Genomic DNA, 19,008 nt, shown 5'->3' with positions numbered 1-19,008 from the left:
CGAATTTCCGCCCTATTGGCGGAATGGATAGGCCAGCTGGCCGCCGAACTCCCTCGGCATGGTCGCTTCGTCCTTGCCGTAATCCTGCGGCAGTTGCCCTTCCGGCATGCGGAAGGTGCCGAACAGCACGTCCCAGATCGGGAACGTTCCGGCAAAATTGGTATCGCCGCCCTCCTGGAGCGAGGTGTGGTGCCACCGGTGGAACACCGGCGTCGCCAGCAGGTATTTGAATGGTCCGAACGTCCAGTTCAGGTTGGCGTGCACGAAGGCCGAATGGAAGGTGGTGAAAGGGCCGACCCAGATCATGACGTTCGGGGAGATACCGGCCATCAGCAGCACGACGTCGACGCTGATCGTGCCGAGCACGAGATTGACGGGATGGAAGCGGGCCGCCGAAATCCAGCCGATCTCCACCGACGAATGATGGACGGCGTGATACTTCCAGAAGCCACCGCCGTGAAACAGCCGGTGCACCCAATAGAGCATGAAATCAGACAGCACCAGGAACAGCGCGCCCTGCACCCACAGCGGCAGCTCCGACAGCGGACCGTGGCCGTTGTCGTAGAAGGCGATGAGCCCGTCGGCGTCATGGATGTTGAAGACGACGCCGGCGCCGACGATCAGAAGTCCGATCCGCATCGTTCGGGCGAAGACCGGAACGAAGAACCAATAGCAGATGTCTGTGATGATCTCGCGCTTGCGCCACCACGGCGCGCCGGGATTGCAGGCCCAGAAATGCTCGAGCACGGTGAAGACTGCCGCGAGCACGAAGGTGACGGGGATCACCTTGATGATGGTCTCGCCAATCATCAGGGCGACTAGCATGGGCAGGCTCGACATCGTCGCCTCTCTCCGCGGATTCCGTGCCCTTAGGCGTACTCCGCGAAATTTAAGGGAGGATGAAGCGACCGCCGCGCCGGCGGTGCATCCGGAACCGGAACGGTTTGCAGGCGCCGTCTTAAGGCGAAATTCACTCTGCGCCAAAGCATCGCGCCAGAGCCGGGTTTGCTCGATCGAATTAACCGCGCCGAAAGAGCTCGGCTATCATGGTCATCGGGTCAAAGACGGCGCCGAACGAGGCGATCCCACCCCAGATGGAGTTTTGTTCATGAAGAACTTGATTGCGCGTTTCGCGAAGGATGAATCCGGCGCCACCGCCATCGAATACGGTCTGATCGCCGCCGGCATCGCGCTGGCCATCATCACCGTCGTCAACAATCTCGGCACCACGCTGAACACCAAGTTCACCTCGATCAGCTCTTCGCTGAAGTAAGCAGGTCACCGGACGACGGCAAAAGCCCCGGACCTCCGGGGCCTTTGCTTTTCTGAAGACGGCGAGTTCCAGTGGCGTTGCGCAAGTACAGTACCGATGCCGCGGTCGCGGCGAACGAGGCAGGGGCGCAGGCCGCATCGCCGGTCTATTGGGTCTGCCTTGCCTTGCTGCTTGCAACGGTCGCGCTCGCCGCACGCATTGCCAGCCTCTGGTGAACACGCGTTCCGCCGGCTTCGGTCCCGCACGTCCCTTCGGGCCGTTGTCGGTTTGTTTAGCACTGCGGGCTAGCATCCGGCGACGCCAGTTCCCGCGGCAAAACCAGGCCTCAAGACGCAGCCCATGATCCTCGACCTTGCGCGCCTTCTGCTCTTCCCGGCCCTGATGGCGTTCGCCGCCGCGAGCGATCTCTTCACCATGACGATCTCGAATCGGGTGTCGCTGGCGCTGGTCGCAGGCTTCTTCGCGCTTGCCCTTGCCGGTGGCATGGCACCTTACGAGGTGCTTGCCCACGTCGGTGCCGGGGCGCTTCTGCTGGTCGTGGCCTTCGCCTGCTTCGCGATGGGCTGGGTCGGCGGCGGCGATGCCAAGGTTGCCGCCTCCGTCGCGCTCTGGTTCGGCTTCGCGCAACTGGTGAACTTCCTGCTCTACGCTTCGCTGTTCGGCGGCGCGCTGACGCTGCTCCTGCTCCAGTTCCGGCAATGGCCGCTGCCCTACGGGCTGGCGGGTCAGGCCTGGCTCGCACGGCTGCACGCCAAGGAGAGCGGCATCCCCTATGGCATCGCGCTCGCGCTGAGCGCGCTGATGGTCTACCCGGAGACCGAATGGGTGAAGGCGATCGACCTCGCCCACCTCGCACTGCGCTGAACGCACGGGTAACCCTGCGTTAAGGCGATTTAGATACGCCTCATTAACCATGCTTTGACGAATAGCTGGTCAACTGCCGATTACGGCGGCGGCAGCGTCGCGGCGTCTTGTGGAAAGTGAAGCGTATGAATAGGGCACGCATTGTCGTCCTGACGGTCGCCATCTGCGCCGGCGGCGTCGCCGCGTACCTGGCGAGCGGCTCGGACAATTCTGCGCCGCCCCCAGTGGCTCCGGTCGCGCAGCTTCCCACCGTCGACGTTCTCGTGGCCAAGAACGACATCGGCCTCGGCCAGACCGTGAAGCCGGAAGACGTGCAATGGCAGACCTGGCCGGCTGCGACCGCCAGCGCCACCTTTATCCGCCGCAACGAGCGTCCCGAGGGCGCGACCCAGGTCACCGGTTCGATCGCGCGATCTCCCTTCATTCAGGGTGAGCCGATCCGCGACCAGAAGCTGGTCAAGCCCGAAGGCTCAGGCTTCATGGCGGCGATCCTGCCTACCGGCATGCGGGCGATCTCGACCGAGATCTCGCCGGAGACCGGTGCGGGCGGCTTCATCCTGCCCAACGATCGCGTCGACGTCCTGCTCACGCGCCGGCTGAAGAATCCGGACCAGGCCAACGGCGCTCCCGACATCGTCACCTCCGAGATCATCCTGTCCAATATCCGAGTCCTGGCCATCGACCAGGCGCCGAAGGAGAAGGACGGCCAGAACGCGGTGGTCGGCAAGACCGTCACCCTCGAGCTCAATCCCGCGCAGACCGCGACGCTTTCCGCGGCCCGCCAGAGCGGCACGCTGTCGCTGGCACTGCGCAGCATCGTGGACATCAAGATGAGCGAAATCACGCTCGACGATTCCGCACAGAAGCGGGACGGCATTTCGATCATTCGCTACGGCATTCCAAGTCAGACGGCGAAAGCACGATGAAGACAGTCGATATGAAAAACAGGGTGAATTTGGCGACGTTGCGAACCTCCATGGTTCGCGCCCTGTCGTTTTCGGCCGCTCTCGCGCTGGCGCTCAACCCGGTGCTGACCCCCGTGGTCGCCGCCGATTACCGTCCCGTGGCGCCGGCCGCGGCGGACGGCCAGATGAACGCGCGCTTCCTCTCGCTCGGCGTCGGCAAGTCCATCGTGATCGACCTGCCGCGCGACATCAAGGACGTGCTCGTCGCCGATCCCAAGATCGCCAATGCCGTGGTCCGCTCGGCCCAGCGCGCCTACATCATCGGCGCCACGGTCGGCCAAACCAACATCGTGTTCTTCGATTCCGCCGGTCAGCAGATTGCGGCCTATGACATCGCGGTCAAGCGCGACCTCAACGGCGTGCGGGCCGCGCTGAAGCAGGTCCTGCCCAATTCGGACATCCAGATCGACGGACTGGGAGAAGGCGTCGTCCTGACCGGTACGGCGGCGAATCCGCTCGAGGCACAGCAGGCCAACGATCTCGCGGCGCGCCTGGCCGGCGGCTCCGACAAGGTGCTGAATTCGATCGTCGTGCGTGGCCGCGATCAGGTCATGCTCAAGGTGACGGTGGCGGAAGTCCAGCGCAGCATCGTCAAGCAGCTCGGCATCGACCTCACCGCCAACCTCAATTACGGCACGTCGGTGGTGAGCTTCACCAATTCCAATCCGTTCACGGCGCTCGGCAAGAATCTCGTCGACGGCAACAACCTGACGACGAAGTTCGGCGGCGCGCCGACGGTGCAGGCCACCCTGCGCGCGATGGAAACCGCGGGGGTGATCCGCACTCTGGCCGAACCGAACCTGACCGCGATCTCCGGCGAATCGGCGACGTTCATTGCCGGCGGTGAATTCCCGGTCCCGGCAGGCTATGCGTGCGACCCCACCACGCATGTCTGTACCACCCAGATCAGCTTCAAGAAGTTCGGCATCTCGCTCAACTTCACCCCCGTGGTGCTGAGCGAGGGCAAGATCAGCCTGCGCGTGATGACCGAAGTCTCCGAGCTGTCGAACGAGAACGCAATCACGCTGTCGCAGGCCGTGACCTCGACGTCGGTGAACTCGCTGACAGTGCCCTCGATCAGAACCCGCCGCGCGGAGACCTCGCTGGAAATTCCCTCCGGCGGCGCGATGGCGATGGCCGGACTGATCCAGCAGCAGACCAAGCAGGCCGTCAGCGGACTGCCCGGACTGATGCAGCTTCCGATCCTCGGCACGCTGTTCCGCAGCCGCGACTTCGTCAACAACGCGACCGAGCTGGTCGTGATCGTGACGCCGTATGTCGTTCGCGCGGTGGCGCCGAAGGACCTGTCGCGGCCGGATGACGGCTTCGCCCCGCCACCGGATCCGCAGGCCCAGCTGATCGGCAACATCAACCGCCTCTACGGCGTGCCCGGCCGGACCGAACCGGCCAAGAACTACCGCGGCACCTACGGCTTCATCACCGATTGAGGCGGAACGGGGACTTCACGATGATCACAAGACCACCCCAGCTTCGCAAAGGCGCCGTCCGCCTCGGTGGCGCGCTCGTCGGCCTGACGCTCGCGCTTGGCGGCTGCCAGCACAACGAAGTCGTCACCGCCTCCATTCCCGACGACTACAAGCAGCGCCATCCGATCGCGATCGAGGAGCAGAACCGTTCGATCGTCGTCTTCGTCGGCCATGCGCGCGGCGGATTGACCGCCGCCCAGCGCGCGGACGTGATGGGCGTCGCGTCGGCATGGTTGCACGAAGGCACGGGCGCCATCCGCATCGACGTACCGTCCGGCACGCCCAATGCGCGTCCGGTCGCAGATACGATGCGAGAAATCCAGGCGATGCTGGCGGGCGCAGGCGTTCCGCCGCGCGGCGTCAACGTTCGCCCCTACCAGCCCGACGACAAGCGCTTCCTGCCGCCGATCCGGCTCACTTATTCCAAGATCGCCGCGGTCGCGGGTCCCTGCGGCCTGTGGCCGGAGGACATCGGTCCTTCGATGAAGAACAAGAGCTGGTTCGAGAACAAGGACTATTACAATTACGGCTGCGCGTATCAGCGCAATCTCGCCGCCATGGTCGACAATCCGTCGGACCTCGAGCAACCGCGGCCCGAGACGCCTTCCTACACGATACGGCGCACGGCGGCCTTCGAGAAGTATCGCAAGGGAACGTCGACGGCAGTCACCTATCCTGAGGCCGACAAGGCCAAACTCAGCGACACCGGCAAATGATCAGCTACGCCCGCCAGACACACGAAGAGCAGCCGGATGCAACTCCTCCGCCGGTCGAGGAGCATATTGCGCCCGCGCCGCGCGTCTCGGTCCAGGCTTTCTGCGAGACCGTGGAAACCGCGGCCGCGGTCCAGTCGGCCGGCGAGGATCGCCGCCTCGGCAAGGCCCATCTGAAGATCCAGATGGGCGGCATGGCGGCCGCGATCGAAGCCTACCGCTCGGCTCCGACGCCGAACGTCATCGTGCTCGAGAGCGACGGCCGCAACGATCTCTTGAGCGGGCTCGACCAGCTCGCCACCGTCTGCGATGCCGGCACCCGCGTGGTCGTGATCGGCCGCATCAACGACGTCATGCTCTACCGCGAGCTGGTGCGCCGCGGCGTCAGCGACTACGTGCTCGCGCCGGTCGGCGCGATCGACGTCGTGCGCTCGATCTGCAACCTGTTCTCGGCACCGGAAGCCAAGGCGGTCGGCCGCATCATCGCCGTGGTCGGCGCCAAGGGCGGCGTCGGGGCCTCCACCATCGCCCACAATGTCGCCTGGGCGATCGCCCGTGACCTTGCGATGGATGCCGTCGTCGCCGATCTCGACCTCGCCTTCGGCACCGCCGGTCTCGACTACAACCAGGATCCGCCGCAGGGCATCGCCGACGCCGTGTTCTCGCCCGATCGCGTCGACACCGCCTTCATCGACCGCCTGCTGTCGAAATGCACCGACCATCTCAGCCTGCTGGCGGCGCCGGCAACCCTCGACCGCGTCTATGATTTCGGTACCGACGCCTTCGATTCCGTGTTCGATACGCTGCGCTCCACCATGCCCTGCATCGTGCTCGACATTCCGCATCAATGGTCGGGCTGGACCAAGCGCGCCCTGATCGGAGCGGACGACATCCTGATCGTGGCCGCCCCAGACCTCGCCAATCTGCGCAATGCCAAGAACCTGTTCGATCTGTTGAAGGCCGCGCGCCCCAACGACCGGCCGCCGCTCTACTGCCTGAACCAGGTCGGCGTGCCGAAGCGGCCCGAAATCGCCGCCACGGAGTTCGCCAAGGCGATCGAGAGCCAGCCGATCGTCTCGATCCCGTTCGAGCCCCAGATCTTCGGCTCGGCCGCCAACAACGGCCAGATGATCGCGGAGATTTCCGCCAACCACAAGTCGATAGAGATGTTCCTTCAGATCGCCCAGCGCCTGACCGGCCGCAGCGAGACCAAGAAGCAAAAGTCGTCCCTGCTTTCACCCCTGATTGACAAGTTGCGGGGAAAATAGCCCGCGTGGAGTTGTTAAGTGTTCGGTAAGCGTAGCGGAACAGACACCGACCTTCGGGCGCCCAAGCCCGGCGCCGTGTCGCCCGAGCCTGCCCAGGCTCCGGCGCCGACGGTGTCGCGCGCCCCGGCGCCGGCCGTCGCCTCACCGCCGCTTGCCCCTGCCAAGGCTCCGCCGCCTCCGCCGATGGAGAGCCGGCGTTCGGACAATTACTACGAGGTCAAGGCCACCATCTTCGGCGCGCTGATCGAGGCGATCGACCTCGCCCAGCTCGCCAAGCTGGACTCGGAATCCGCGCGCGAGGAAATCCGCGACATCGTCAACGAGATCATCGCGATCAAGAACATCGTGATGTCGATCGCCGAGCAGGAAGAGCTGCTCGACGACATCTGCAACGACGTTCTGGGTTACGGTCCGCTCGAGCCGCTGCTGTCGCGCGACGATATCGCCGACATCATGGTCAACGGCGCCAACACCGTCTATATCGAAGTCGCGGGCAAGATCCAGCGCACCGGCATCCGCTTCCGCGACAACCAGCAGCTGCTCAACATCTGTCAACGCATCGTCAGCCAGGTCGGCCGGCGCGTCGACGAATCCTCTCCAATCTGCGACGCGCGCCTCGCCGACGGCTCCCGCGTCAACGCCATCGTGCCGCCGCTGTCGATCGACGGCCCGACGCTCACCATCCGCAAGTTCAAAAAAGACAAGCTGACGCTTGATCAGCTCGTCAAGTTCGGCGCGATCTCGCCAGAAGGCGCCGAGATCCTCCAGATCATCGGCCGCGTCCGCTGCAACGTGCTGATCTCCGGCGGTACCGGCTCGGGCAAGACCACGCTGCTCAACTGTCTGACCAATTACATCGAGCACGACGAGCGCATCATCACCTGCGAGGACGCTGCCGAGCTCCAGCTCCAGCAGCCCCACGTGGTGCGGCTGGAAACCCGCCCGCCCAATATCGAGGGCGAGGGTCAGGTCACCATGCGCGAACTGGTGCGCAACTGCCTGCGTATGCGCCCCGAACGCATCATCGTCGGCGAAGTCCGCGGACCCGAGGCGTTCGACCTGCTCCAGGCCATGAACACCGGCCATGACGGCTCGATGGGCACCCTGCATGCCAACAACCCGCGCGAAGCCCTGTCGCGCTGCGAATCCATGATCACGATGGGAGGCTTTTCGCTTCCCTCGCGGACCATCCGCGAGATGATCTGCGCCTCGATCGACGTCATCGTCCAGGCGGCGCGCCTGCGCGACGGCTCCCGCCGCATCACCCACATCACCGAGGTGATGGGCATGGAAGGCGACACCATCATCACCCAGGACATCTTCCTCTACGACATGGTCGGAGAGGACGCCAACGGCAAGATCATCGGCCGTCACCGCTCGACCGGCATTGGCCGGCCGAAATTCTGGGAACGCGCCCGCTATTACGGCGACGAAAAACGCCTTGCCGCTGCGCTGGACGCGGCGGAAGTCACGCCGAAGACGTGAGCAGGTCGCCATGAACATGCAAGTTCTCGCCCTCGCATTCCTCGCCACGGCAGCGGTCGGCGGCATCGCCTGGGTCTTCCTCTATCCGCTGCTGTCGGGGGAACGAAAGGCCGAAAGCCGCCGCGCCTCGATCTCGCGCGCCGAGGCGCCCACGACCCGTCAAGCCGAGAAGACCCAGCGCTCGCGCCGCGAGCAGGTCGAGACCACGCTGAAGGATCTGGAGGCGCGACGCCTGCAGGAGAAGAGCGTGCCGCTCACCGTCCGCCTGTCGCAGGCGGGGCTCGACTGGACGCCGCAGAAATTCTGGATCGTGTCGGCTGTCGTCGCCGCCGCATTCTTCGCGGTCGCCCTGTTCGCCGGCGGCGGCCTGATTGGCGCTGTCGGCCTCGCCTTTGCCGGCGGTTTCGGCCTTCCGCGCTGGGCGCTGAGCTTCCTGAAGAAGCGGCGCGAGACTAAGTTCCTGGCGGCACTGCCGGACGCGGTCGACGTGATCGTCCGCGGCATCAAGGCGGGCCTGCCGCTGTTCGAATCGATCAAGGTCGTCGCAGCCGATTCGCCCGAACCGCTGCGCAGCGAATTCCTGGCGATCATCGAGACGCAGGCGATCGGCATGCCGCTCGGCGAGGCCTGCTCGCGGCTCTACGAACGCATGCCGCTGCCGGAGGCCAATTTCTTCGGCATCGTGGTCTCGATCCAGCAGAAGTCGGGCGGCAACCTCTCCGAAGCGCTCGGCAACCTCTCCAAGGTGCTGCGCGACCGCAAGAAGATGAGAGAGAAGATCCAGGCGATGTCGATGGAAGCCAAGGCCTCGGCCGGCATCATCGGCTCGTTGCCGCCGATCGTGATGTTCCTCGTCTACCTCACGACACCGCAATATATCTCGCTGCTTTGGACTCACCCCACCGGCCAGCTGATGCTGGTCGGCTGCGTCGTCTGGATGTCGATCGGCATCATGGTGATGAAGAAGATGATCAATTTCGATTTCTGACGGTGCCGTATGGTCGAATTTCTCGTTGCGAAGCTACATGACGTCCGCTTCATGACCATGCTGCTGGCGGCCATTGCCGCCAGCGCCACCGTCTATACGCTGGTGATGCCGCTGTTCGCCGGCGAGGGACTCTCCAAGCGCATGAAGGCGGTGGCGAGCGAGCGCGAGCGCATCCGGCAGCGCGAGCGTGAGCGCCTGCACAAGAACGAAAAGGTCACGCTGCGCCAGACGCCGAAACAGATCGTCTCCAAGGTCGTCGAGGACTTCAACCTCACCAAATGGCTCGCGCAGGAAGCCGCGCGCGACAAGCTCATCATGGCGGGCTACCGCGGTCAGGCGCCCTACATCACCTTCCTGTTTGCCCGCATGGTCGCTCCGATCGTGCTGTTCATCGGCTCGATCGTGTATGTGTTCCTGATCGCGCATATGGAGCAGTCGATGCCGATCAAGATCGGCATCTGCATCGGCGCGGCCTATCTCGGCCTCCAGGCGCCGATGCTGTTCCTGCGGAACGCGATCTCCAAGCGCCAGCTCTCGATCAAGCGCGCCTTTCCGGACGCGCTCGACCTGCTGCTGATCTGCATCGAGTCAGGCATGTCGGTCGAGATGGCGTTCCGGAAGGTCGCCACCGAAATCGTCGGCCAGTCGATCGCGCTGTCGGAGGAGTTCACGCTCACCACGGCCGAATTGTCCTATCTGCAGGATCGCAAGGTCGCCTACGAGAATCTGGCCCGGCGCACCGGGCTCGAGGGCGTCAAGTCGGTGTGTCTGGCACTTCAGCAGGCGGAACGCTACGGCACCCCACTCGGTCATTCCTTGCGCGTCATGGCGCAGGAGAACCGCGACATGCGCATGACGGAGGCCGAAAAGAAGGCTGCCGCCTTGCCGCCGAAGCTGACGGTGCCGATGATCCTGTTCTTTCTGCCCGTGCTGTTCGTGGTCATTCTCGGGCCGACCGGCATCAAGATCAGCGAGATGCAGTGACGGGAACGCAGGCGCGCCGCGCGGGAACCGCGCGGCTGCAAGACGGCAAAATCGGATTTGATCAGTCGCCCTGGCTGAGCGCGGCAACCGGCGTGCGCTTCGGTGCGCCGCGCTGACCGTCGTTGCGGTTCAGCATTTCCTTGAGGTAGGCGACATTGGCCGCAGCCTGATCCGGCGGCAGATCCGCCTTGACGATGGTCTCGGCTTCCGCGAAGCGGCCCTGGAGACCGACGACCAGGCCGAGATTCTGCCGCACCCGGCCGCTCGCACGCGGTGAGGCATAGGCCTGCCGCAGCGCTTCTTCGGCCTTCGGCAGGTCTCTCGAGAGCATGTAGGACAGGCCAAGATTGGAGAGCACGCCAGGATCACCCGGCGCGATCTTGAGGGCAGTCGTGTAATAGGAGCGCGCCTCCTCGTGACGGCCCATCTGGTCCAGCGCGGTGCCCTGCACCGAGAGCAGGCGCCAGTCCGGATTGTCAGGCGAATGCGCCTTCGACAGGACGTCGTAGGCCTGCTGGAAACTGCCGTTGTCGGCGAGGGCGCGGCCGTACTGGGCGAGCAGCGCCTTGTTGCCCGGATTGGCGATCGTCGCCTGTTCGAGCACGGCGACGGCTTGGGCGCGCTGGCCGTTGGCGCGCAGCGCCTGACCGTAGGCGAGTGCGGTGTCGGCATCCTTGGGATTGGCGCGGTAGCGCTCGCCATAGACCTCGACGGCGCGCACCGGATCGGTGGGCGCGCGGTCGGCCGGAGGCGCCTCCGCGCGGGGTCCGCCGATCGAGCCCGTCACGTCGGAGAGTTTCGACATGGCCGTGCAGCCGCCGAGGCCCATGGCCACCGCAGCGACCATCGACGTGGACGCAAGAAGCCGGGCAAGACTGAACCGTTGACGCATGACGCTTTGACTCTCGAGCCGATTGATCGAGCCGAACGCGCCAGCAATAGACTGTTAACCCTAACGGCCGGTTAACGCCCCCGAGCCGCACGTCTCGCGGCGAGGCTTGCGATGCCCGCCGCCGAAGCCGCGATCGAGGCGGGCGCCCTCACCTGCTCATTCGGATGCCTCGGCAGCTCCGACCTCAATACTCGATGGCGAGCCGCTTGCGGATTTCGTCGATACGCCTGTCGAGCGCATCGAACCGCGCGTGGACGGATCGGTCGTGGAGATAGAACACGTAGCCACCGGCAAGGAACGCGAAGATCCAGTGGTGATGCTCGACATAGCCGAAGATCACCTCGATGGCCTGGCCGATGAATGTGACCACGCTCCACACAAATTCCATTGCATGTCCTCCCGGCGCGCTTTGTCGTCGGCCGCCCGAATTCTCATCCCCGGCGACCGTTGCCGGAACCTAGCATGAGCGCCTTGCTGCGAGTAGCGGCTCGCTGAACGGTGACAGCAAAGCCGATTGCGGCCGCGGCGAAACTCTGCGAAGTCTCGTCCGTTCGCATGCCCCGTTTGATCCGACGATCCGGACCCGCCAATGCCTTCTGTCTTCGAGACCTCATCCACCGCCATCCCGATCCTCTTCGTCACCAAATCGAGCTGGGATCAGGTCGCCGAGCAGCTGCCGCCGCAGCAGCGGCAGTTCGTCACGGCATGTGCCTTTACCGCCAAGCCGGGCGCCTATCTGGCGCTGCCTGCGCCCGACGGCGCGGTGGCGCAGGTGCTGTTCGGCCTCGAAGACGAGGGTGCGAGGTCGCGTGATCTGTTCCGGCCCGGCGCCCTGCCCGGGCTTCTGCCACCGGGCACCTATCGCTTTGCCAATGCACCTCACGATGTACGGCTGGCGGCGCTCGCCTTTGCACTGGGGTGCTACCGCTTCGCGCGCTACCGCAAGGCTGACAGGCCCGACGTCCGGCTGGTGCCGCCCGACGGCGTCGATGCCGCCGGGATCGAGCGGATCGCCGACGCCGCGATGTTCGCGCGCGACCTCATCAACACGCCGTCCAACGACATGGGCCCGGACGAGCTCGCCGCTGCCGCGCAAGCGCTGGCCGCCGAATTCGGGGCGAGCTTTGCCTGCACCATCGGCGCTGAGCTGGAGAAGCATTTCCCGCTGATCCACGCCGTCGGCATGGCCTCCAGCCGCGCGCCGCGGCTGATCGACATCGGCTGGGGCGATCCTGCTCATCCCAAGGTGACGCTGGTCGGCAAGGGCGTCTGCTTCGACACCGGCGGGCTCGACCTGAAGCCGTCGAGCGGCATGCTGATCATGAAGAAGGACATGGGCGGCGCCGCCAATGTGCTGGCGCTGGCGCGCATGGTGATGGACGCGAAGCTGAAGGTGCGGCTGCGCGTGCTGATCCCGGCCGTCGAGAACGCCGTCGCCGGCAATGCCTTCCGCCCGCTCGATATCTTCACCTCGCGCAAGGGCATCACGGTGGAGATCGGCAATACCGATGCGGAGGGCCGCCTGGTGCTCGCCGACGCGCTGGCGCTGGCCGACGAGGAGAAGCCCGAGTTGCTGATCGATCTGGGCACGCTCACCGGCGCCGCGCGCGTCGCGCTGGGACCGGATCTGCCGCCCTTTTACACCAATGACGAGGCCCTCGCCGCCGATGTCGCGCGCTGCGCGGCGAAGGAGAACGATCCGTTGTGGCGCATGCCGCTGTGGCCGCCCTACGATGCGTGGCTGGATTCCAAGGCGGCCACCATCACCAACGCGCCGTCAGGCGGCTTTGCCGGCTCGATCACCTGCGCACTGTTCCTGCAACGCTTCGTCGAGCATGCCGGCAGCTGGCTTCATGTCGACATCTACGGCTGGACGCCGTCGGCCAAGCCGGCGCGACCCGAAGGCGGCGAGTGCCAGGCCGCGCGCGCCATCTACACCTTGCTGAGCGAGCGCTATGCATGATCCGCGAATAACTCCGGCCCGAGGCGACCTCGCCGCGAAATATCTCGAAGGCAAGGTCGAGGCGGATCGCTACGTCACCGGCGAGGAATTCGAGGTGGCCGAGCCGGTCGCGCCGGTGCGCGAGCAGCCCTCGTCGAACGCGATGCTGATGACGGAGGCCCTGCGCGGCGAACGCGTCACGGTCTACGACCGCAATGGCGAAGGCTGGGCGTGGGGCCAGCTCAATGGCGATGGCTATGTCGGCTGGCTGCCGGAAGCCGCGCTCGTGAAACCCTTGGCCACGCCAACCCATGTGGTCAGCGCGCTGCGGACATTCGCCTTCCCCGGCCCCTCGATCAAGCTGCCGCCGGCCGAGACGCTGGTGATGGGATCCAGGCTCGCCGTCGCACGCGAAGATGGCAGCTTCGCCGTGACGCACGAGGGACGATATCTGCCGAAGACGCATCTCGTCCCGCTCGATCATCGCGAGCCTGATTTCGTCGCGGTCGCCGAGCGCTTCGTCGGCACGCCCTATCTCTGGGGCGGCAAGAGCAGTCTTGGCATCGATTGCTCCGGTCTCGTCCAGGTCTCGCTGACATCGGCTGGGATCGGCTGCCCGCGCGACAGCGACATGCAGCTGGCCGGGCTCGGCCGCGCCCTGGAGCCGCATGAACGGGGCAGCTTGCAGCGCGGCGATCTGATTTTCTGGAAGGGACATGTCGCCATCGTCCGCGATGCCAGCACCATGGTTCACGCCAATGCGCATCACATGGCGACGGTAATCGAACCGATCGAGCCGGCCATCGTCCGGATCAGGAAGGCCGGCAGCGAGGTCGTCGCGATCAAGCGGCTCTAGAGCATTTTGTGTTCTGATTGAATCAGAACCGAAGCTCTAGATTCTTGTTTTGACGCGTTTTCTTCACGCGAACCGGTGTCCACTTCGCTCGAAAACGCTCTAGTCCTCGCTGGACGCTGCGGAGCGATTGCGCAGATGGGCCTGCGACAACAGGAAGAACAATGCGCGCTCGCCATGATATTTGGCGGACGGCCGAGTGCGCTCGAAGCCGTCGGCAAAGATCTTGCCGGACTGGTCGCACACCTGCCATCGCCAACCAAACCGCTTGCGCCTGGTGAGGATCACTTCGAACATGCCGGCGAGTTGGTCCCCTGCTCCCGCCGGTCTCGCAGACGCACAAGCCTGCTCCGGCCTCCTCCATTAGACGGATGCCCGACATATAACGCAGCGGGATGGAAAGAGAATAAAATTGATGATCGGAAATAAGTATCTTGCACCGACTGTGATGAACGCGCGGAGCGCGGGGAATAAGCGTTGATCAGCGGTGTTTGCTCAGCCCCGAACGGCAAATTGCTTCGCCGCTACCGGTATTCAATACCGTACACGGAGCACGAAGATCGGCTCTCGGCCCCGCAATTGGCGGCAAGCGGTAACAGGAGATGCACGATGATGCGCGCAGCGAGAAGCCGCCGTTCGACGTCGAGCCGGACTTGATCCAGCAGGCAGCCGCGCCGCCCGGCACCAGAGCATTTTCGGTTCTGATTGAATCAGAACCGAAGCTCTAGATTCTTGTCTTGACGCGTTTTCTTCACGCGAACCGGTGTCCACTTCGCTCGAAAACGCCCTACCGCGCGACGACTTCCACTTCGCCGTCGACGCCGTTCACGACGTTGAAGCCGCGCTCGTAGACCTTGCCCTCGTTCTTGGCGATGGCGCGGTATTCGCCTTCGGAGAGCACGACGCGCGGGAAGGCGCCGATCGATTCCTTGATGACGTCGCCGCCGGGTGTCAGCACCGACCAGGCGGTGTTGGCGAGCGCCTCGCCGCCCTTGTCGCTGACCAGCTTGAGCGTGATCACGGCGGCGCGGTGGGTGATGGTGACGTCGGTGAGCTTGCCGGCCTGGACGCGAATGTCCGAGCGCACCACCGAGTTGGCGTCGCCATAGTTGGAGATGATGTAGTAGGTGCCTTCCGGGATCAGCACGACGTCGCCGGCGGCGACGTTCGGCACCAGGGAGGCGCGCTCGCCGGATTCGAACTGGCTGCCCTTGTAGATCGCGAACGAGATCTGGTTCTGCGGGATGCGGCTGGTGCCGACGCGGCCTTCGATGCGCAGGCCCCCCGCCGGCAGCACGAAGGATTCGCGGTCGGTCTCGGCCTTCAGGCTGACGGTGCGCACCGCGCTGACGAGGCCGAAGGCGACGTGCACCACGTAATTGCCGGGCGGCAGCACGATGTTCGGCGTGGCGTTGCGGTCTTCGCGGATCAGCTTGAAGGTGCCGTTCTCGTCGGGACGGTCGGCGAACACGCGCCAGACCAGGCCGCTGGTGATCGGCGGCGTGTCCTTGCCGTATTTGGCGGTCAGCGACAGCACGCCCTGTCCGGGCACGGCGGCATTGAGCGGCGCGGCCGGCGGCACGGTGGAGACCGCGGGCGGCGGCATGCTGGGGGTCGCCGGCTGCATCAGGGTCGGCGGCAGGCTGGGGGGACCGGCGCCCGGACCGCCGGGCGGTGCCAGATTGATGGCGCCGCCGGGGTCGGGCACCGATGCGGGGGGTACCGGCGGCGGACGATCGGAGAAAAGCTGCGCCTGCGCAGTGTTTTGGCCCGAGGTAACGAGGCACGCAACAAGGATCAGCGCCGGCAGCAGCCTGCCGCTGCGCCGCCATCCGATGATGCCGTCACCCCCGCGTGTCATGCCTCCTGCTTTTCACTGAAAACGCGGCAAATTCAAGCCTCTGAAACCCCAGGAAATACGGGTCCCCGGATCGATGGAACCCAGTTGACGCCTGCGTGATTAGTCCTGAGGCAACCGCCCCTCGCCATACTCCTGCCCGGTGCCCTCTCCAAAGCGGCATAAACCATGCTTCGCGCCCGGGATGGCGGAGTGCGAGTGCGGTGCCTAGTCTGACGATACGGGCCTGGCCCCGGCGTAGGAGAGTTTCGGTGCTGGACATCTTGAAGGGGCGCGGCGCAAACGGCTCGAGCGGTGAGAAGATTGGCCTTGGCCCCACCCGCCGTCCCGTCATCGGCCTCGCCCTCGGTGGCGGCGCGGCCCGCGGTTTTGCTCATATCGGTATCCTCCGGACCCTGCTCGCCAACGGCATCGTGCCCGATGTCGTGGTCGGCACGTCCATCGGCGCCGTGGTCGGCGGCCTCCATGCCGCCGGCCGGCTCGAGACGTTCGAGGAATGGGGGCGCAGCCTGCAAGGCATGCGCAACATCATCGGCTATCTCGACATCCGCCTCAACGGCTCCGGCCTGCTTGGCGGCGAGAAGCTGGCGACCCGCCTCGAAGAGGCGGTCGGGCAGACCCTGGTCGAGGACCTGCCGGTCAAGTTCGCGAGCGTGGCAACCGAGGTCCGCACCGGCCACGAGATCTGGCTGACGCGTGGCCGCGTGGTCGATGCGATGCGCGCGTCCTACGCCCTGCCCGGCATCTTCTCGCCCGTCCTGATCGGCGATCGCTGGCTGGTGGACGGCGCGCTGGTGAATCCCGTGCCGGTCTCGGCGGCCCGTGCGCTCGGCGCCGAAATCGTCATCGCTGCAAATCTTTCCAGCGACATCTTCACCCATTCCACGACGATCTATTCGCACGGCGCGATGCCTGCGCCTGTTACGCCGGAGGCCGAGGAGCCGACCGCCAAGCGGCGCTTTCCGCGCTTGTTCTCACCCGAGAAGACCATGAAGCGCGAGTTCTTCGGCAGCGCCGGGCGCCCGGGCATCTCTTCGGTGATGGTCGATGCCTTCAACATCATGCAGGACCGCATCACCCGCGCCCGCCTCGCAGGCGATCCGCCGGATCTCTTGATCTCGCCCCGGGTCGGCCATTTCGGCTGGTTCGACTTCCATCGCTCCGAGGACCTGATCGCCCACGGCGCGCGCGCAGCCGAGCGCGCGCTGGACTCGATCCAGGAGGCGATCGACGTGCTGGCGCCGGCGCCCGCGGGCCACGCGCCGAAGGCGGACGAGCAGGCCTGATCAGGCCGTCTTGATGTAGTCGCGCAGGGCTTCCTGCTCGTTCTCGTATTCCTGGACGCGGCGCTTGACGATGTCGCCGATCGAGATCAGGCCGACCACCTTGCCGTTGTCGACCACGGGCAGATGGCGGAACTTGCCAGTCGTCATCGTCTCCATGAGCTCGGCGACCGTGTCGGTCTCCTTGCAGGTGACGACCTTGCGGGTCATGACCTGGGAGACCGGCTCGTCCAGCACCGCCGCGCCGCGCTCGCCGAGCACGCGCACGATGTCGCGCTCGGACAGGATGCCCTCGAGCCGGCTCTGGTTCATCACCAGCACCGCGCCGATCTTCTTCTCGCCGAGCAGTTTGACCGCGACAGCCAGCTTCGCGTCGGGCTCGACGCTCATGATCTGGTGGCCCTTGGTATTGAGAATGGAACGTACCGTCATTGTCGCCTCCCTGAATCCGAGCCGTCCACCCGTGGGCGGTCCGGACCTGTTCTTCGAGTCTTCAACTAACAGTCTTGCTTGGCGCGGGTTTCACGCTCGCGCGCTTTGCGAGGCGCGGCTAGGGCCGTCGCTTCGGAACATTCTTCGCGCAAATGATGGATGAATTCGGGCCGCGCCGCAAGCGCCGCTTCAGATACGGTCTGAAACGTCCTGTGATGACGCATCCGCAGCATCGCTTCGCACGCGCGGCACGGGATCGAACAGGGTGAACAGCAGCAGGCCGGCGAAGAAGCCGCCGATATGCGCCTGCCAGGCGACGCTCGTGGTTTCGGAATCGACGCCGATCGCACCGACGCCGAAGATGATGTTGACGCCGAACCACACGGCGAGGAAGCCGACCACGCGCCCGTCGCGCAGCGCGCGCGACAGCGGCAGCGCCGGAACCCTCGCGGCGGTATCGGCATCCGATCGGTTGAAGGACAGAAAACTGCCGCGGACGAAGGCGAAGCGGATCGCGGCGGCCATCGCGCCCGACACCGAGGCCGAGGCGCCGATCATCGGCGCCACCGCATGCTCGTGGGTGACGAGATGGGCGAGCGCGCCGGCCGCCGCCGTCACCGCGAGAAACAGGAAGAACCTGACGGCGCCAAAGCGCCGCGCCAGCGCGCTGCCGAACGGCAGCAGCCAGAGTACGTTGAAGCCGAGATGCGTCAGATTGGCGTGCAGCAGCGAATAGGTGACGAAGGTCCAGACCTTCGCGCCGGCGCCGCCGGGGATCTGAAGATTGAGCAGCGAGGAATCGTAGCGCTTCGGGATGAAGCCGAAGACGTCGATGGTCCAGTTCTCCAGCTCCGGCGGCAGCAGCACCCGCAGATGGATCACCGCCAGGAGGAGGACATAGGCGGTCAGCGCCACAGGCAGCGTCAGAATCGGCTCGCGGGGGGCCTCCTCACGGACGGCCTGATGTGCGGCCGGCAGGCCCGGCTGGGAATCTTGCGAGGAATCGTGCGGCGGGGAATCCAAGGCAGCTTCGCTTTCAGGCGCGATCGGAGCGATCCCCTTGCAGATAGTCGCCTTTCCCGGCCTTGCGCAAGTGCACAAAAGGAAATCGTGCAGGATGGCCCATTTCAATGCCGGAGGGAACGCTGGGCCCCGGCTCAGCAGTGCAGCGCTTCAGGAGCGCTGCACTGCGTCCGGGGCACGAAGCCAGCCCAGCCCGTGTCCCGGACAAGGCGCGGCACGAAGTGACGCGCTGCAGAGCCGGGACCCAGATTGGCCGCAAGCTCGAATTGTGCAATTTTAAGTAGTTACCATATCCGGACCTGGCCGATGCAAACTGCCTTCTTCGTTTACATCCTTGCGAGCAAACGAAACGGCACCCTGTATGTCGGCGTCACCAACGACCTCGCTCGCCGGATGACCGCCCACAAGGCCAAGCTCATGCCCGGCTTTACGAAGCAGTACGGGGTGACCCTGCTCGTCTATTTCGAGACCTACGGATCCATCCTTGAAGCCAGGGCTCGCGAGCATTCACTGAAGCGATGGCGGCGGGCCTGGAAGCTCAAGCTGATCGAAGACCTCAATCCGGACTGGCGCGATCTGACGGATGAACTGAACTCGCTGGCAGGCTGACTGGATCCCGGCTCTGCGCAGCAGCGCTACGCGCCGCAGCGCGTCCGGGACACGGAGAGCGCGTGTCCCGGACAAGGCGCGGCACGAAG

General features: G+C 65.2%; 22 protein-coding genes. 15 read left to right on the top strand and 7 right to left on the bottom strand.

The window, feature by feature from the left end; translation table 11 throughout:
* Positions 1–12: 12 nt before the first annotated feature.
* Complete coding sequence (locus TSA1_RS09350; protein ID WP_100176099.1) at positions 13–840, bottom strand: sterol desaturase family protein; 828 nt, start codon at positions 838–840, stop codon at positions 13–15.
* A gap of 268 nt (positions 841–1,108) precedes the next feature.
* Here TSA1_RS09350 and TSA1_RS09345 point away from each other — a divergent pair, with 268 nt between their 5' ends.
* The 10 genes from TSA1_RS09345 to TSA1_RS09305 all read left to right on the top strand — a co-directional run bounded on the left by TSA1_RS09345 (position 1,109) and on the right by TSA1_RS09305 (position 10,027).
* A complete protein-coding gene (locus tag TSA1_RS09345; protein WP_097660093.1) occupies positions 1,109–1,273 on the top strand; it encodes a Flp family type IVb pilin in 165 nt (54 codons plus the stop codon).
* A 77-nt stretch (positions 1,274–1,350) separates the two neighbouring features.
* On the top strand, positions 1,351–1,488 hold the full coding sequence (locus TSA1_RS39620) for a hypothetical protein (RefSeq protein ID WP_174718668.1): 138 nt from the start codon (positions 1,351–1,353) through the stop codon (positions 1,486–1,488).
* 124 nt (positions 1,489–1,612) lie between these two features.
* Entirely contained in the window at positions 1,613–2,137 is a 525-nt protein-coding gene (locus TSA1_RS09340) for an A24 family peptidase (RefSeq protein WP_100176098.1), read from the top strand.
* 125 nt (positions 2,138–2,262) lie between these two features.
* Positions 2,263–3,063, top strand: coding sequence for a Flp pilus assembly protein CpaB (gene cpaB / locus TSA1_RS09335; protein ID WP_174718833.1), 801 nt, complete (start codon positions 2,263–2,265; stop codon positions 3,061–3,063).
* 11 nt (positions 3,064–3,074) lie between these two features.
* Complete coding sequence (locus tag TSA1_RS09330) at positions 3,075–4,550, top strand: type II and III secretion system protein family protein (protein WP_174719291.1); 1,476 nt, start codon at positions 3,075–3,077, stop codon at positions 4,548–4,550.
* A gap of 20 nt (positions 4,551–4,570) precedes the next feature.
* Complete coding sequence (locus TSA1_RS09325; protein WP_100176096.1) at positions 4,571–5,305, top strand: CpaD family pilus assembly protein; 735 nt, start codon at positions 4,571–4,573, stop codon at positions 5,303–5,305.
* Positions 5,302–6,570 (top strand): CpaE/TadZ family protein, encoded by a 1,269-nt coding sequence (locus TSA1_RS09320; RefSeq protein ID WP_100176095.1) that lies wholly within the window; start codon positions 5,302–5,304, stop codon positions 6,568–6,570. Before TSA1_RS09325 ends, TSA1_RS09320 begins: the two co-directional genes overlap by 4 nt.
* Positions 6,571–6,588: 18 nt before the next feature.
* Positions 6,589–8,055, top strand: coding sequence for a TadA family conjugal transfer-associated ATPase (locus TSA1_RS09315; RefSeq protein ID WP_100176094.1), 1,467 nt, complete (start codon positions 6,589–6,591; stop codon positions 8,053–8,055).
* Positions 8,056–8,065: 10 nt separating this feature from the next.
* A complete protein-coding gene (locus TSA1_RS09310) occupies positions 8,066–9,043 on the top strand; it encodes a type II secretion system F family protein (protein WP_100176093.1) in 978 nt (325 codons plus the stop codon).
* 9 nt (positions 9,044–9,052) lie between these two features.
* On the top strand, positions 9,053–10,027 hold the full coding sequence (locus tag TSA1_RS09305; RefSeq protein WP_100176092.1) for a type II secretion system F family protein: 975 nt from the start codon (positions 9,053–9,055) through the stop codon (positions 10,025–10,027).
* 61 nt (positions 10,028–10,088) lie between these two features.
* Here the strand turns inward: TSA1_RS09305 and TSA1_RS09300 are convergent, their stop codons facing one another.
* The gene (locus TSA1_RS09300) at positions 10,089–10,919 is read right to left on the bottom strand and encodes a tetratricopeptide repeat protein (RefSeq protein ID WP_100176091.1); all 831 of its coding nucleotides are present in this window, start codon (positions 10,917–10,919) and stop codon (positions 10,089–10,091) included.
* A gap of 184 nt (positions 10,920–11,103) precedes the next feature.
* Positions 11,104–11,307 (bottom strand): hypothetical protein, encoded by a 204-nt coding sequence (locus tag TSA1_RS09295; protein WP_100176090.1) that lies wholly within the window; start codon positions 11,305–11,307, stop codon positions 11,104–11,106.
* Between the two features lie 201 nt (positions 11,308–11,508).
* On the opposite strand from TSA1_RS09295, the gene TSA1_RS09290 reads away from it, so the two are divergent.
* Together TSA1_RS09290 and TSA1_RS09285 are read left to right on the top strand one after the other, a co-directional pair.
* Positions 11,509–12,882, top strand: a complete 1,374-nt coding sequence (locus TSA1_RS09290; RefSeq protein ID WP_100176089.1) for a leucyl aminopeptidase family protein — start codon at positions 11,509–11,511, stop codon at positions 12,880–12,882.
* A complete protein-coding gene (locus TSA1_RS09285; RefSeq protein WP_100176088.1) occupies positions 12,875–13,717 on the top strand; it encodes a C40 family peptidase in 843 nt (280 codons plus the stop codon). The genes TSA1_RS09290 and TSA1_RS09285 overlap by 8 nt, the downstream gene beginning before the upstream one ends.
* Before the next feature lie 99 nt (positions 13,718–13,816).
* Here TSA1_RS09285 and TSA1_RS39615 read toward each other — a convergent pair whose 3' ends face one another.
* Positions 13,817–14,011: a hypothetical protein gene (locus TSA1_RS39615; protein WP_008143513.1), complete on the bottom strand. Its 195-nt coding sequence runs from the start codon at positions 14,009–14,011 to the stop codon at positions 13,817–13,819.
* A 305-nt stretch (positions 14,012–14,316) separates the two neighbouring features.
* Here TSA1_RS39615 and TSA1_RS40910 point away from each other — a divergent pair, with 305 nt between their 5' ends.
* On the top strand, positions 14,317–14,442 hold the full coding sequence (locus tag TSA1_RS40910; protein ID WP_283814350.1) for a hypothetical protein: 126 nt from the start codon (positions 14,317–14,319) through the stop codon (positions 14,440–14,442).
* A 59-nt stretch (positions 14,443–14,501) separates the two neighbouring features.
* On the opposite strand, the gene TSA1_RS09270 is transcribed toward TSA1_RS40910, so the two are convergent.
* The gene (locus tag TSA1_RS09270; RefSeq protein WP_100176086.1) at positions 14,502–15,575 is read right to left on the bottom strand and encodes a hypothetical protein; all 1,074 of its coding nucleotides are present in this window, start codon (positions 15,573–15,575) and stop codon (positions 14,502–14,504) included.
* Between the two features lie 248 nt (positions 15,576–15,823).
* Here TSA1_RS09270 and TSA1_RS09265 point away from each other — a divergent pair, with 248 nt between their 5' ends.
* The gene (locus tag TSA1_RS09265; protein WP_174718832.1) at positions 15,824–16,858 is read left to right on the top strand and encodes a patatin-like phospholipase family protein; all 1,035 of its coding nucleotides are present in this window, start codon (positions 15,824–15,826) and stop codon (positions 16,856–16,858) included.
* On the opposite strand, the gene TSA1_RS09260 is transcribed toward TSA1_RS09265, so the two are convergent.
* Both TSA1_RS09260 and TSA1_RS09255 read right to left on the bottom strand, forming a co-directional pair.
* A complete protein-coding gene (locus TSA1_RS09260) occupies positions 16,859–17,287 on the bottom strand; it encodes a CBS domain-containing protein (RefSeq protein WP_100176084.1) in 429 nt (142 codons plus the stop codon). It lies immediately after the preceding gene.
* A 189-nt stretch (positions 17,288–17,476) separates the two neighbouring features.
* Positions 17,477–18,310 carry a rhomboid family intramembrane serine protease gene (locus tag TSA1_RS09255; protein ID WP_430649762.1) on the bottom strand — a complete coding sequence of 278 codons (834 nt, stop codon included), beginning with the start codon at positions 18,308–18,310 and terminating at the stop codon, positions 17,477–17,479.
* A 306-nt stretch (positions 18,311–18,616) separates the two neighbouring features.
* Between TSA1_RS09255 and TSA1_RS09250 the strand changes: the two genes are divergently transcribed.
* Positions 18,617–18,919 carry a GIY-YIG nuclease family protein gene (locus TSA1_RS09250; RefSeq protein WP_100176083.1) on the top strand — a complete coding sequence of 101 codons (303 nt, stop codon included), beginning with the start codon at positions 18,617–18,619 and terminating at the stop codon, positions 18,917–18,919.
* Positions 18,920–19,008: the final 89 nt, after the last annotated feature.

Source organism: Bradyrhizobium nitroreducens (assembly GCF_002776695.1).
Taxonomy (GTDB): Bacteria; Pseudomonadota; Alphaproteobacteria; order Rhizobiales; family Xanthobacteraceae; genus Bradyrhizobium; species Bradyrhizobium nitroreducens.
The sequence above is the reverse complement of the archived record's forward strand: the minus strand, read 5'-3'. Positions and strand labels throughout refer to the sequence as shown.